This window comes from Streptomyces spongiae, from assembly GCF_009377185.1.
Taxonomy (GTDB): Bacteria; Actinomycetota; Actinomycetes; order Streptomycetales; family Streptomycetaceae; genus Streptomyces; species Streptomyces spongiae.
Genome location: NZ_VJZC01000256.1, coordinates 1 through 13508, shown reverse-complemented (window position 1 = coordinate 13508; position 13508 = coordinate 1). Strand labels below are relative to the sequence as shown.

At 69.5% G+C, this 13508-nt stretch carries 12 protein-coding genes; 9 read left to right on the top strand and 3 right to left on the bottom strand.

Features of this window, described 5'->3' with window-relative positions; genetic code table 11:
• A partial coding sequence (locus FNH08_RS28495; RefSeq protein WP_228034405.1) for a substrate-binding domain-containing protein occupies positions 1-682 on the top strand: 682 nt, incomplete at its 5' end.
• Between the two features lie 72 nt (positions 683-754).
• Here the strand turns inward: FNH08_RS28495 and FNH08_RS28490 are convergent.
• Positions 755-3205, bottom strand: a complete 2451-nt coding sequence (locus FNH08_RS28490; protein ID WP_152774399.1) for an alpha-L-rhamnosidase — start codon at positions 3203-3205, stop codon at positions 755-757.
• Positions 3206-3473: 268 nt separating this feature from the next.
• Positions 3474-4064: a TetR/AcrR family transcriptional regulator gene (locus tag FNH08_RS28485; RefSeq protein WP_152774398.1), complete on the bottom strand. Its 591-nt coding sequence runs from the start codon at positions 4062-4064 to the stop codon at positions 3474-3476.
• A gap of 178 nt (positions 4065-4242) precedes the next feature.
• Between FNH08_RS28485 and FNH08_RS28480 the strand changes: the two genes are divergently transcribed.
• From FNH08_RS28480 to FNH08_RS50975, 3 genes are read left to right on the top strand one after another with little or no spacing between them, the layout of a single operon-like run.
• The gene (locus FNH08_RS28480) at positions 4243-5181 is read left to right on the top strand and encodes a cyclase family protein (RefSeq protein WP_152774397.1); all 939 of its coding nucleotides are present in this window, start codon (positions 4243-4245) and stop codon (positions 5179-5181) included.
• Between the two features lie 13 nt (positions 5182-5194).
• The gene (locus FNH08_RS28475) at positions 5195-5845 is read left to right on the top strand and encodes a DsbA family oxidoreductase (RefSeq protein ID WP_152774396.1); all 651 of its coding nucleotides are present in this window, start codon (positions 5195-5197) and stop codon (positions 5843-5845) included.
• Positions 5838-6005 carry a hypothetical protein gene (locus FNH08_RS50975; protein WP_194238644.1) on the top strand — a complete coding sequence of 56 codons (168 nt, stop codon included), beginning with the start codon at positions 5838-5840 and terminating at the stop codon, positions 6003-6005. The genes FNH08_RS28475 and FNH08_RS50975 overlap by 8 nt, the downstream gene beginning before the upstream one ends.
• Here FNH08_RS50975 and FNH08_RS28470 read toward each other — a convergent pair.
• The gene (locus tag FNH08_RS28470; RefSeq protein WP_152774395.1) at positions 5968-7179 is read right to left on the bottom strand and encodes a cytochrome P450; all 1212 of its coding nucleotides are present in this window, start codon (positions 7177-7179) and stop codon (positions 5968-5970) included. The genes FNH08_RS50975 and FNH08_RS28470 overlap by 38 nt on opposite strands.
• A 113-nt stretch (positions 7180-7292) precedes the next feature.
• Between FNH08_RS28470 and FNH08_RS28465 the strand changes: the two genes are divergently transcribed.
• The 5 genes from FNH08_RS28465 to FNH08_RS28445 all read left to right on the top strand — a co-directional run bounded on the left by FNH08_RS28465 (position 7293) and on the right by FNH08_RS28445 (position 13409).
• A complete protein-coding gene (locus tag FNH08_RS28465; protein WP_152774394.1) occupies positions 7293-7958 on the top strand; it encodes a TetR/AcrR family transcriptional regulator in 666 nt (221 codons plus the stop codon).
• A gap of 200 nt (positions 7959-8158) precedes the next feature.
• Entirely contained in the window at positions 8159-8752 is a 594-nt protein-coding gene (locus tag FNH08_RS28460) for a TetR/AcrR family transcriptional regulator (protein WP_152774393.1), read from the top strand.
• 163 nt (positions 8753-8915) lie between these two features.
• Positions 8916-10115, top strand: a complete 1200-nt coding sequence (locus FNH08_RS28455; RefSeq protein WP_152774392.1) for an FAD-dependent monooxygenase — start codon at positions 8916-8918, stop codon at positions 10113-10115.
• Positions 10116-10255: 140 nt separating this feature from the next.
• Positions 10256-10846, top strand: coding sequence for a TetR/AcrR family transcriptional regulator (locus FNH08_RS28450; protein WP_152774391.1), 591 nt, complete (start codon positions 10256-10258; stop codon positions 10844-10846).
• Between the two features lie 301 nt (positions 10847-11147).
• Complete coding sequence (locus FNH08_RS28445) at positions 11148-13409, top strand: MMPL family transporter (RefSeq protein ID WP_152774390.1); 2262 nt, start codon at positions 11148-11150, stop codon at positions 13407-13409.
• The last annotated feature ends 99 nt before the right edge of the window (positions 13410-13508 follow it).

Sequence of the window (13508 nt, the reverse complement as noted above, 5' to 3'; positions counted from 1 at the left end):
GGCGGAGGCGGTGAAGGTGGTGCGGTCGTTGCAGCCCTTCGGCGTCGCGTTGTTCGCCTTCGTGACCGTACGGACCCATGAGGAGATACGTGCCGCCGGAGCCCGGCACGTGTTCGGGTTCCCTGCCGTCGAGGCCGATCCGGAGGCGGCGGACCGGCCCTGGGAGCGGGCGATCGGCCGCGCCCAGGTAGAACACCTGGCGGAACGCGGGTACGAACGGGTCCTGTACGCGTTCCCGGAGCCTTCGAGCCGGCGAGTCGTGTCCGAGCACCGACTCCGGGGCGTACGGGAGGAATGTCGGCGGCGGGGGATGCCGCAGCCGGAGGTGTTCACCCTGCCTCTCCACCGGCCGCAGGCGGTGGCGGCCCTGTCGGCTCTGGAGCGGATTCCGGGTTCGGCGATCTGTGCGGCCGATGACCGCCATGGACTGGCCGTGCTGGCCGCGGCCGCGGATCTGGGTTGGCTGGTCCCGTCGGATGTGGCGGTCATCGGTGCCGAGGACACCGTGGAAGGCCGCCTGGCGATCCCCGCGCTCACGACGGCACGCGTGGCCGACTCCGACGATCTCACCGGCTTGCGCGTCTGGCTGGAGGCGGAGCTGAACGGTGACCGGACTCCTCTCGGCCGCGCGATCTGGGAGAGCGCGGCTTCAGCGGAGGTCGTCGTCGGCCAGTCCACCTGAACCGGCCGAACCACCTGAACCGGCCGGGCCCCGAACCCGTCCCCGTCGGCGGGCCCGGGGCTCGATGCCTGGTCAGGACACGCGGAACACGTGCGTCCCGCCCCGCACGCGGTAGACGACGTAGCCGTCCTTCCGCTCCACTCGGGTCGCGCCCCGATCCGCGGTGACGCTCCGCGCACCGTCCGGGAGCGGGACACGGACCTCGGCCGGTGTCCCCGCGGGCACCTTCACCGTGAGGGTGAGACGGCCCTTCTCCTGGCGCCAGCCGGCGCCGACCTCGCCGCGCGGGGTGGTCACATGGGCCGAGGCGTGACGCAGGCCGTCCGGCACGACCGGCGCGACGAGCACCTTGCCGTAGCCGGGGGCGGCCGCCTGGATGCCTGCCAGATGCTGGTAGAACCAGTCGTCCACGGTGCCCAGGAAGGGATGGTTCATCGAGAGGTCCTTCTTGGTCATGGACCAGGTCTCCCACGATGTGGTGGCACCTTGCTTCACCCAGTAGCCCCAGCTGGGGTAGCTGGTCTGGGTGGCGATCTTGTAGGCCAGGTCGGCGCGGCCGTTCTCGGTCAGGACGGGGAGCAGCAGTTTGGTGCCGATGGCACCGGTGTCGAGGTGGTTGCCCCGGTCGGTGATGTCCTTGACGAGGTTGGCGAAGACCGCGTCCCGGTGTTCGTCGGGGACCAGCCCGTAGGCCAGGGCCACCAGGTTGGAGGTCTGGCGGTAGCCGGCAGCCACGGCCGTGCGGTAGACGCCCGCGTCGGCGTCGAGGAACGTCTCGTTGAACTTCTCGGCGAGGGCGTCGGCCATGGTGTCGAACCGGGCGGCGTCGCCGGAGTGACCGAGTTCCCTCGCGATCCGGGCCAGGAGACGGGCCTCGTGGAAGAGGTCGGCGTTGGCGGTCAGCAGGGAGCCCTCCGGCGGCCTGAGGGCCAGGGTGGCGCCCGTCTCCGCGCCGGGCGGTGACCAGTCACCGAAGGAGAATCCGGTGTACAGACCGTCCGTTCCGGCGATGGTGGTGCGCATCAGGTCGAGCCAGCGCGCCACGGCCCGGTAGTTGTCGGACAGCACGCCGACGTCGCCGTAGTGCTGGTAGTGGGTCCACGCGGAGGAGATCAGCGTGCCTGACCAGGACGGGTCGTTCCACAGGGGGAAGCCGCCGGGGTTCGGTGCGATCACCGGCAGGCTGCCGTCGGCCCGCTGGGAGTCCCGGAACGTCCGCAGCCACTGGCGGTACAGGCCCTCGACATCGAAGTTGAGGGCTGCCGAGTCCAGGTAGAGGTAGGCATCGGCGGTCCAGCCCTGCCGGTCCCGCCAGGGGGTGTCGGTGGGAATGCCCCACATGTTGTCCAGCAGAGACGCACGCTGAATGGCGTTGATCCTGTTCAGCAGCGGGTCGGCGCTGTCGAAGCGGCCGGTCGACGCCACCGCGGTGTGCGCGACGCGGGCCTCGATCCCGAACGAGGTCAGCGGCGCCGAGGTGGACACCTCGACGTAGCGGAAGCCGTGCCGGGTGAAGCTCGGTTCCCATGTCTGCGTTCCCTTGCCTTTGCCGCCCAGGGTGTAGGAATCCAGGTGAGTGACCGGGGCGGGACCGAGCATGGCCGACTGGAACACGGTGCCGTCGTCGTTCAGCTGCTCGCCGTAGACGAGGGTCACCGTCGTTCCGGCCGCGCCGCTGACCTTGATGCGGGCCCAGCCTGCCGTGGTCCGGCCGAAGTCGTAGACCCGCGTGCCGGTCGTGAGCCTCGTGACGCCGGCGGGGCCGAAGGTCTCGGTGACCTTGACCGGTGGCATGTCGGCGGGCACCACCTGCTTGGTGGGCGCCGGCTGGACGCGTGCGGTCTCCCAGGTCGAGTCGTCGTAGGAGACGTTCGTCCAGCCGGGTCTGGCCAGGCGGGCGTCGTACGACTCACCGAAGTACAGGGCGTCACGGGTGGGCCCGTCGGTGATCTTCCAGGTGTCGTCGCTGACGACCCGGTGTCTGCTGCCGTCGCCGAAGACGATGTCCAACTGCGCCAGCAGCCGCGGCTCCTGTGTCCAGGGGGCCTTCGACAGGCCGAACAGCGTCGTCGGAGTGGTCTCCGGGGTACTGAGGTAGCCGCGCCCCAAGGTGACGGCGATGGCGTTGTCCCCGCCGCGCAGCGACTTCGTGACGTCGAACGTGCGCGAGTACGCGGTCTGGTCGTAGGCCGACGGCGGTGGGTCCAGGACCTGGTCACCGACCCGGTGGCCGTTGACCCACGCCTCGTAGTAGCCGAGTCCGACGATGCTGAACCTGGCCTGCTTGACGCGCTTGCCCAGCGCGAACGCCCGGCGCAGCAGCGGTGCGGGGTTCTGCTTGCCCAGCTCGGGCGCCACCTGCGGGGTGTCCCGCCCGATCCACTTCGCCGTCCAGTCGTTCTCGGCGGAAGCCGCCGGGTCCGATGACGTGTCGGCGAGCGCGGGGCTCACCGCGCCGATCACCACGGCCGCGGCAGCGGAGACCACCACTTGCCGACGCGTGGCTGACCTGTTGAGAGACATGCCCGTTCCCTTCTTGTCAGGAACCACTCCCCGGAGTGCCGCAGCACTCGGCCGGTTTGGAACGTTTCGGCGCACGCTAATGAGAAGGCGCAAGTTGAGTCAATAGGGCTACTTAAACGTTTCTGGCTGGGAAGATCAGGCAGTGAAGAGGCCTCCTGTCTGCCTACTGGGAAGAGCTGGCAGCGATCACGCGCCCCGACTGGTTCGTTTTGTGAATCGATTCATCCCCGGGTCGAGGAGAACGGGCGGTCCCGCGCTCCGTCACCCGTCAGCCGGCGGGCACCACGCGTGCGGCGAGGACGGCGGCGGCCAGCAGTTCTTCGCGGGGCGCGTCGGCGGCGGCGTTGACGGCGAGGCCCTCGGCGGTGGCCATGAGGAAGCGCGCCAGGGCCTTGCAGTCGATGTCTGCGGGCAGGTCTCCGTCCGCCACCGCCTTCTCGAAGCGGTCCTGGACAGCCTTGCGGTAGTCGTTGCGGGCCGCCTTGAGTACCTCCACGATCGCGCGGCCGTCCTCGCCCGAGGCGAGTCCCGCCTGCACGGTCAGGCAGCCGCGGGGTTTGCCCGGTGTGGTGTACGCCTCGACCAGGCCGGTCAGCAGCCGTAGCGCCACCTCGCGTGCCGTGGGCTGCGCCAGCGCCTCGCGCGAGAGCGGGGAGCGTGCCTGGGCGTAGCGGTCCAGGACCTTTTCGAAGAGCTGCCGCTTGTTGCCGAAGGCCGCGTACAGGCTGGGTGGCCGGATGTCCATCGCCTGGGTCAGGTCGGCGATCGAGGTGGCCTCGTAGCCCTGGCGCCAGAACAGTTCCAGGGCCACGTCCAGTGCGGCCTCCTCGTCGAAGGCGCGTTTGCCTCCCCTGGGCATGGCTTCCCCTCCCTCGTCCGGCTCGGCCGTGGGCGCCCGTAGCGCGATTGCTTTAGTGGTCGTTACAGTGTAGCCGTCCACCGCTTTAGCGATCGCTACACGGAAACGGTCGAACGGGCAGCCGGTGCCCTCCTGCGCGACACCAGCCCGCATCCGTACACACCTTGAGGAGAGACACATGAGCGACACCACGACATGGCCGCATCACGCACTCGGCAAGGAGCTGAGCAATTGGGGACGGTGGGGTGACGACGACGAGGTCGGCACGCTGAACTTCATCACGCCCGCCAAGCTCGTCGCCGCGGCGCAGCTGGTCAGGACCGGAAAGACCTTCGACCTCGGCATGTCGTTCGGCAAGGAGGGCCCGGCCACGCCGAACACCTTCCGGGACAACCCCCAGCACCTGATGACCCTGCTGCCCTCGGACAGCACCGGCGCTCCCGACGGCATGTTCGGCACCGACGACCTGGTGGTCATGAGCCTCCAGGCGGCCACCCAGTGGGACGGCCTCGCCCACATGGGATACGGCGGCCACTTCTACAACAACGTGCCGGCCGCCACGGTGAACAACTTCACGGGCGCCTCCAGGGACTCCTTCGACAAGGTGGCCGGACGCCCGATCTCGCGCGGGGTGCTCCTGGACATCGCCGCGCTCAAGGGCGTCGACCGGCTCGCGGACTCCTACGAGGTCACTGCCGCCGACCTCTTGGCAGCCGAGGAACGCCAGGGCGTCACCGTCGAGTCCGGCGACATCCTCTGCGTCCGCACCGGGTGGCACCAGTGGTTCGCCGAGGGCGACCGCGACCGGTACATGGGCGAGAACGAGGCCGGCCTCGGCCTCGACACCCTGCGCTGGCTGTACGACCGTGAGGTCGCCGCCGTCGCCGCGGACAACTGGGCCGTCGAGGTCTACCCGTCCCCGGTCGAAGGCACCTACGCCCCGTTCCACCAGGTCGCCATCCGGGACATGGGCCTGACCCTCGGCGAGATGTGGGACTTCGAGGCCCTCGCCGCCGACTGCGCCGAGGACGGCGTCTGGGAGTTCCTCCTGTGCGCCCCCGGCCTCAAGGTCACCGGCTCGGTCGGATCACCCATCACCCCCATCGCACTCAAGTAGAGGAGTACGGGTCATGACATCCCCCCGGCTGACGATCGACATGTGGGCAGATGTGCTCTGCCCCTGGTGCTACGTCGGTGAGCGCCGACTGAGCGCCGCGGTCGCGCGGTCCCCGCACGCGGCCGACATCGAGCTGAGGATCCACACGTGGCAGCTCGACCCGAACGTTCCCACCCAGGTCACCTGGATCCCGGAGTACCGGGTCGCGAAGTTCGGGGTCACTCCCGCCCAGGCGCGCGCGATGGAGAACGGCGTGGCCGGGGAGGCCGCCGCCGACGGTCTGCCCTACGTCCTCGACCGGCCCGTGCGCAACACGCTCGACATGCTGCGCCTGGTCCACCTCGGCAACGAGCACGGCGTCGGCTTGCAGTACATGTCGGCGATGCACGCCGAGCTGTTCGGCGGCAACCCCGACACGTTCGAGCACGACACACTGATCCGTCTCGGGGAGGAACTGGGCATCCCCGCCGATGAGATCCGCGACGTGCTCGCCACCGACCGCTACGCCGACGCCGTCCAAGCCGATCACGACGCCGCCGTGACCCTGGGCGCCCGCGGAGTGCCGTTCACCGTTCTCGGCGAGCGCCTCGGCATCCCCGGCACGGCCAGTGCCCGCCAGTACACCGACGCCATCAACCAGGCATGGGAGCAGATCAATGGCTGACACCCCCTCCGCCCCGCTGCGGCTCATCGAGATCGAGCCGGACGGCGGCTGGTGCGATGCGGAGACCGGCATCTGCACGAGCACCGCCCCGGAGCCGGAGGCGGACGCTCACACCGGCGTGTTCACCAGGTCACGGGAAGCTCGGTCACTCCACCGGTGAGGGTGGTGCGCACCTCCAGCTCGTCGAGCGCCTTGGCGAGCTGGAGATCGGGCAGACGGCGGGCCAGGGTGGAGAACACGGTGCGCAGTTCGACGCGGGCCAGGCTCGCTCCGATGCAGAAGTGGGCGCCGTGGCCGAATCCGAGGTGGTTGCGTTCCGGGCGGTCGGGGTCGAAGGTCTCGGCGTCGGTGTAGACGGACGCGTCGCGGTTGGCGGCGTTGACCGAAAGGATCAGGGCGTCGCCGCGGTGGACGGTGACACCGCCGACGTCGAGGTCGGTGTGGGCGTAGCGCAGCAGACCGAGGTCACCGGGCGCGCCCATGCGCATGATCTCCTCGACGGTGGCGTTGACCCGGCCGGCGGGGTCGGCGGTCAGCGCCTGCCACTGGTCGCGGCGGGTGAGCAGGAAGAGCGTGCCCAGGCCGATGCGGTTGACCGTGGTCTCGTGCCCGGCGAACAGCAGTCCGACACAGAGTCGGACCATGTCGGCGTAGTCGAAGTCCGGGTCGGCACTCTGGGCACGGACGAGGTCGGAGATCACGTCCTCGCCCGGCTGTGCGCGTTTGGTCTCGGCGAGAGCGGCCATGTAGCGGCTGAACTCCTCCCGTGCCCGGTGGGCGTCGTCGCCGATGGCGTAGTTGGCCATGCGATCCGACAAGGAGGAGAAGTACGCGTGGTCGCTCTCGGGCACGCCGAGCAGCCGGCAGATGACCGCGACCGGCAGCGGGAAGGCCAGCCCGGTGTGGAGATCGACGACGCCGTCGGGTGCGGCGGCATGCTCGACGAGCAGTTGGTCGACACAGCTGTCGGTCAGGTCCTGCACGTAATCGGAGAGCATCCGCATCCGTTTGGCCGAGAACGCCGGGGTCAGCAGCCGACGTATCCGTGTGTGGTCGGCCGCTTCGGTGTCGTAGCTGCCCGCGGGTCCGTCCTGTACCGCGGCGGTGGTCACACGTGACGCCCGCTCGGGCTCGGGATGAGAGCGGCCGAGTCGCTTGTCGCCGAGCAGGTCACGCACCTCCTCGAAGCGTGTGACCAGCCAGACGGGATCCCCGGTCGGGGCGGTGGCCTGCGTGATCGGCGCCTGACGGCGCAGCACCTCGTACAGAGGTGCGAGATCGAGGACGTTCGGTCGGGTGAAGGGTAACTGCGGACGCTCGGCGGCAACACTCATGGCTCTCCTCCGGTGATCGTTCCGGTAGCTGGACCGTAGCATTTTATTGACAGTAGCTGTCAATAAAGTTTTGGCCCGTCGGACGATGCCGCAGGCGTGCTTAAGATCGCTCGATGGTGGACTTCAGAGTGAACGACGGCCGTGCACCCCGCCGGGGGCGGCCGCCGGTGAGCGACGAGCAACGCGAGCGGCAACGCCTCGACATCTCCCGCCACGCGGTCCGGCTGTTCGCCGAACAGGGCGTGGCCGCCACCTCCGGCCAGCAGATCGCCCAGGCGGCCGGCGTCTCCGAAAGCACGCTGTGGCGCACCTTCCGCAGCAAGGAGAGCTGCGTGGAGCCACTGCTCACCAAGGTGATCGACGCCTTCCGCGTGGTCCTGCAAGCCTGGCCGGCCGGCATCGATCTGGCAGAGCACCTGCGCGTGGCCTACCAACCCGTCCTCGACTCGTCCAGCGCGGACATCGAGGCAGCGCACGCCGTGATCCGGATGGCCCGTGACGAAGTCGCGCTGCGAGCCGTCTACCTCGTACTCCTGGAGCGCGCGGAAGACACGCTCGCCGACGTGCTCGCCGAACGCATGGGCATGCCGCCCGACGCGTTCGAGGTTCGCGTGCAGGCCGCCGCCGTGAACGCCGTACTCAAAGTGGCGACCGACCACCTTGCCCATGACACGGCCGAACACGGCATCACCGCTGACGTCCCGCACCGCGACCGCGAGCTGTTTGCCGACGCATTCGGCCTCGTCACCCGAGTGTTCTCGGACGAACGGCGCGGCTGACGCAGGGGGCGACGAGGCGCCGGGCCGAGTGGGGGGCACGGCGCGCCGCGACATCGGTGGGACGGGCGCCGTGGCGCAGACCGCGAGCCGTCCGCGAGCGGCCGTCTGCGACAATGACGACGTGACCGAGACCCGCTCCATGACGTGTGACAGCGCTCCTCCGAGCGTCCCGTCCGCGTTGACGAGGGTCTGCTGAGGCGATGCCCAGGATCCGTGCGGCCAGCGTCGCCGAGCACCGGGACCAGACGATGACCCGGTTGCTCGACGCGTTCGAAGCGGCGCTGGAGGAAGAGGGCTTCGCCGAGATCACACTCGCCGGCGTCGCCGAGCGGGCAGGCATCGCCCGTAACACGGTCTACAACTACGCCAAGGACAAGCAGGCGTTGCTCGTCGCCGCCGTCCGACGCGCCATGCTCGCCGTGCTGGCGGATCTCGACGCACAGACGGACGTCGCCGTCAGCGCCGAGGAGCAGTTGCTCGCCGTCATCGACCGCCTGCTGGCGGACTTCTCCGGCGGGGCCCCGCGGCTGTTGGTCCTCCAGGCCCTCCAGGGCTCGTTGCTCGCCGGGCCCGGCGAGGCCGAGGTGCCACGCCTGGACTCCCGTATCGAGGACATCGTGCGTCGCGGCATCGAGACCGGTGAGTTCCGGCCGAGCAGTGATGTCGCGCTGACGGTCGCGATGATGGCGGGTGCGGCGGAAGCCGCCGTAAGGGCGCTCAGCCGCGGAGACCGGTCCTTGGCGCACATCACGCGCGAGGTGAAGACCGTCCTGCTGCGCGCCGTTCGGGCCTGACCCGACTCCTCCACCCCGGGCCGACAGTCCGGGCCGATCCTCTCGATGAGCCTGCCTGCCAGGAACCCTTGACACTCTTTTTACGACGCAGCGTCGTAATGTTTACGACGCTGCGTCTTTAATGTTTGCGACGTGACGTCGCAAAAACACACCTAGGACCTTGATGACTCCCCCCACCTCAGGCACCACAGGCAGAGCACTGGTCGTCGGCGCGGGAATCGCGGGCATGGCGACCGCGATCCGGCTGCGACAGGCAGGCTGGCAATCGACGATCGTGGAGCGGTCACCGAACCGCCGGACCGGCGGTTACTTCATCGGGCTGTACCCGGGCGGCAGGAACGCCGCCAAGAGCATGGGCGTCTACGAACACATCCACACCCGCACCCCAGTACCGCCGCGCACGTGGGAAGTCGACTCCCATGAGAACCGCACGCGCGGCTTCGGACTCATCGAGCACCGGGATCGTCCGGACGCCGTACTGCGCGGTGACATCGAGGAAGCCCTGTGGACCTGCCTGGACGGCGTACCGGTCAGGTTCGGCGTGAGCCCGGCCAGGATCGACGAGCGTACGGACGGCGTGGACGTCCAGTTGCGCGACATCGCCACGGACAGCCTGTCCGAAGAGCGGTTCGACCTCGTCGTCGGCGCGGACGGACTCCGCTCGACGGTCCGGACCCTGGTCTTCGGCGAGCACAAGCGGTTCATGAAGCCGCTGAACGCCATCATCTGCGCCTTCCAGCTCCAGGAGCAGGTGCCTCACGTAGCTCCCCGCGACAACCTGATCCTCGCCGAACCCGGACGATCCCTCTGGGTTTTCGCGTTCAAGGACAGGGCGCCGACGGCGCTGCTCGCCTACCGCACCAAGGACGAGGACGGTCAGTTCACCCGCCCGCCGCGCGAGGTGCTCCGTGACCGGTTCGCGGACGTGGCGCACGCGGAGCCGATCCGGCACGCCCTGGAACAACTGGACCAGGCCCCGGACCTGCTCTTCGACTCGGTGCACCAGGTCAGGATGGAGTCGTGGCACACGCGCCGGGTCGTCCTGATGGGCGACGCCGCGTGGTGCATTTCCTTGTACTCGGGCCAGGGCGCCTCCGCGGGGCTCCTCGGCGCCGACACGCTGGGGCGGATGATCGAGAAGCACCCCGGCGACCTGGCCCAGGCGCTGGCCGCGTGGGAACGGGAACTGCGTCCGTTCGTGCGCAAGCAGCAGTTCGCGGCACGCGTCAAGGGACACATTTTCGTACCCGGCAACAGGCTCATCGGACTGATGCGCCGCCGGCTGGTGCGGTGGGGAGGCAAGAAGCTGGCGAGCATGCACACAGGTGCGGCTGCCGTGCCGGCGAGCCGCGCGGAGGGGTGAGCGAGGAGGCGTCACCTCGCTTCCCGTCCGTCAAATGTGACCCATGACACAAAGGAAACGGTGTCGTTTTCTTGCCGGTCTGGCTAGCCTGATGCCATCCAAAGAGAACGGCATCGTTTCGCCAGGGAGAGGGGCAGGCCATGGCCGAGCAGTCGACCGCTCGCCGCAGCCGCTTCACCCCCCTGCGCGCGGCCCAGCTCTACGGGGCCGTACTGGACCTCCTGCGCGAGGTCGGATACGAGGCGCTCGCGGTGGAGGCCGTGGCCACCCGGGCGCGGTTCAGCAAGGCCACCCTCTACCGCGACTGGGGCGGCAAGCCTCAACTGGTCGCCGCCGCGGTGCAGTACCACCGGCCGGTGCGGATCGACACGATCGACACCGGCTCGCTGCGCGGCGACCTGTACGCACTGGCCGACCACTCCCACAACAAGGAGCTCGCGCAGGACATCGCCCTGCAACTGGGCCTGGCCCACGCGATCTTCGACAACCCCGCGCTCCGCCGCACCCTGAGAGAGGTGATGATCGACCCGGTCCTCGACGACATCCACGCCATCCTCCAGCGCGGCGTCCGCCGAGGCGAGGTCGCCCCGGACTGCCCGGCGCTGGACCTCGTCCCACCGATGCTGTGCAGCCTCGCCATCGCCCGCCCGCTGCTGTGCGACACGGCGATGACCCAGGACGACGTCCGGCGGAACATGGAAGCACTGGTCTTCCCCGCGCTCGGCATCTGACCTGATCCCGCTCGGCATCTGACCTGATCCCGCCCGGCATCCTCTCCGGGCCGCCAGTGACCGACCTCTCCCGCCGTCGGTCCGCACGACCCCCTTTCCCCGCCCTCGGCCTCCCCGTGCCGTTGGCTTTCCGCGCCTGCTCGGCCTCCTGCGGCCCCGCGACCACGGCGCCTCTCCTGCTCCCCGCGTCCCCGCACAAATGAACACCGTCACCTGACGCGCACCGCTCACGTCGTCGGGCCACCTCCGCACGCCCTCGTATCCCGACGGGCGTTCCCAACGACCTGACCGAGAGAGCACCATGGCCATATTCCTGTACAAACTGGGGCGTTCCAGCTTCCGTAGGCGCCCCGTCGTCCTCCTTGTCTGGCTCGCCCTGCTGGGCGCGGCCGTCGCCGCGGCCCTCAGCGCACCGGCCACGAAGGCGCTGCCCTTCACGCTGCCCGGGGCCGAGTCGCAGAAGGCGTTCGACCTGCTCGACCAGCGTTTCCCCGGCTCCACTTCGGACGGCGCCACCGCCCGCATCGTCTTCAAGGCCCCCGAGGGGCAGACGATGACCACCCCGGCCCACAAGGCCGAGGTGGAGAAGGCGGTCAAGGAGGTCAAGGACGGCTCCGACCAGATAGCCTCCGTGGCCGACCCCTACACCGCCGGGGCCGTCAGCAAGGACGGCTCGACCGCGTACGTCTCCGTCACCTACAAGGTGACCGCGGCCGAGGTGGACAAGGACTCCCACGACGCGCTCGACAACACCCTGGAGCAGGCGCGCGAGTCCGGGCTGACCGTGGAGGCCGGCGGCAACGCCGTCAAGGTGGAGTCCCACGGTGCGGCCGCCGAGGTCATCGGCGTGATCGTCGCGGCGATCGTCCTGGTCATCACCTTCGGCTCCCTGGTGGCCGCCGGACTGTCGCTGCTGACCGCGCTCATCGGCGTCGCCATCGGCTTCCTCACCCTCACTGCGCTGAACTCGCCCCTCGAACTGGGCGACAACGCCGGTGTGCTGGCCCTGATGCTGGGTCTGGCGGTCGGCATCGACTACGCGTTGTTCATCGTCTCCCGCTATCGGTCCGAACTCGCCGAGGGACACCCACAGGAGGAGGCCGCCGCCCGCGCCACGGGCACCGCGGGCTCCGCGGTGGTCTTCGCGGGCCTGACCGTGGTCATCGCGCTGGCCGGCCTCGCCGTGGTGAACATCCCGATGCTGACCAAGATGGGCCTGGCGGCGGCCGGATCCGTCACCATCGCGGTGATCATCGCCATCACGCTGGTGCCCGCCATGCTCGGCTTCGCCGGTGACCGGGTCCTGTCCAAGAAGAAGCCCGGCAAGGAGAAGCCCGGCAAGAAGAAGCCCGGCAAGAAAGAGAAGGAGCCCGCGGAGGCGAACGGCACGGTGAAGCCCCCGATGGGCGTGCGCTGGGCGATGTTCGTGCTGCGGCGTCCGGTCGCCGTCCTGCTGGCGGGCGTCGTGGGCCTCGGTGTGATCGCCATCCCGTCGGCCTCCATGACCCTGGGTCTTCCCGACGACGGTGCCCAGCCCACGGACACCACCCAGCGCCGCGCCTACGACCTGCTCTCCGAGGGCTTCGGCGTCGGCTTCAACGGCCCCCTCGTCGTCGTGGTCGACGCCGCCCACAGCGACGACCCGAAGACGGCCGCCGCCGAGGTGGTCACCAGGATCGGCAAGCTCGACGACGTGGCCGCCGTCGCCCCGGCCCGGTTCAACAAGGCCGGCGACACCGCGATCATCACCACCGTCCCGTCGTCCAAGCCCGCCTCCGAATCCACCGAGCACCTGGCCGAGCGCATCCGCGACACCGGCACGGCCGTCGAGAGGGACACGGGCGCGAAGGTACTGGTCACCGGCCAGACCGCGGTGAACATCGACTTCTCCCAGAAGGTCAACGACTCCCTGATCCCCTACCTGGTCCTGGTCGTCGGACTCGCCTTCCTGCTGCTGATGGCCGTCTTCCGGTCCGTCCTCGTCCCGCTCAAGGCCGCGCTGGGCTTCCTGCTCTCCGTCCTCGCCGCCCTCGGCGCGGTCGTCGCGGTCTTCCAGTGGGGCTGGCTCGCCGACCTGATCGGGGTGTCGGAGACCGGGCCCATCATGAGCCTCATGCCGATCTTCATGGTCGGCATCGTCTTCGGCCTGGCCATGGACTACGAGGTCTTCCTGGTCACCCGCATGCGGGAGGCGTATGTCCACGGCGAGACGCCGAAGCAGGCCGTCCTCACCGGTTTCCACGACGGAGGACGCGTGGTCACCGCCGCCGCCGTCATCATGATCGCCGTCTTCTCCGGCTTCATCGGCGCCAGCGGGGCCATGATCAAGACGATCGGCTTCGGCCTCGCCGTGGCCGTCCTCTTCGACGCCTTCGTCGTCCGCATGGCCATTGTGCCGGCCGTGCTGGCCCTGCTCGGCAAGTCCGCATGGTGGCTTCCCGCCTGGCTCGACAAGATCCTGCCGAACGTGGACGTGGAGGGCGAGAAACTCGCCAAGTCCCCTGCCCCGGAGGCAGGTTCAGGTCCGGAGACCGACGACCACCCCCAGCCCGTCCGCGTCTGACCCGTCCGTCCACGCCCTCGGGCACACAGGCGAACAACGCCCGTGCCCGAGGGCCCGAGGGGACCGCGCTTCGCGCACCCCGCACACACGTCCCACCAC

Coding starts and splice junctions, on each gene's coding strand:
- FNH08_RS50975 (WP_194238644.1), top strand. CDS start 5,838: ATGGCTGACACCCCCTCCGCCCCGCTGCGGCTCATCGAGATCGAGCCG.
- FNH08_RS28455 (WP_152774392.1), top strand. CDS start 8,916: ATGACTCCCCCCACCTCAGGCACCACAGGCAGAGCACTGGTCGTCGGC.
- FNH08_RS28445 (WP_152774390.1), top strand. CDS start 11,148: ATGGCCATATTCCTGTACAAACTGGGGCGTTCCAGCTTCCGTAGGCGC.
- FNH08_RS28485 (WP_152774398.1), bottom strand. CDS start 4,064: ATGCCCAGGGGAGGCAAACGCGCCTTCGACGAGGAGGCCGCACTGGAC.
- FNH08_RS28480 (WP_152774397.1), top strand. CDS start 4,243: ATGAGCGACACCACGACATGGCCGCATCACGCACTCGGCAAGGAGCTG.
- FNH08_RS28465 (WP_152774394.1), top strand. CDS start 7,293: ATGGTGGACTTCAGAGTGAACGACGGCCGTGCACCCCGCCGGGGGCGG.
- FNH08_RS28460 (WP_152774393.1), top strand. CDS start 8,159: ATGCCCAGGATCCGTGCGGCCAGCGTCGCCGAGCACCGGGACCAGACG.
- FNH08_RS28450 (WP_152774391.1), top strand. CDS start 10,256: ATGGCCGAGCAGTCGACCGCTCGCCGCAGCCGCTTCACCCCCCTGCGC.
- FNH08_RS28490 (WP_152774399.1), bottom strand. CDS start 3,205: ATGTCTCTCAACAGGTCAGCCACGCGTCGGCAAGTGGTGGTCTCCGCT.
- FNH08_RS28470 (WP_152774395.1), bottom strand. CDS start 7,179: ATGAGTGTTGCCGCCGAGCGTCCGCAGTTACCCTTCACCCGACCGAAC.
- FNH08_RS28475 (WP_152774396.1), top strand. CDS start 5,195: ATGACATCCCCCCGGCTGACGATCGACATGTGGGCAGATGTGCTCTGC.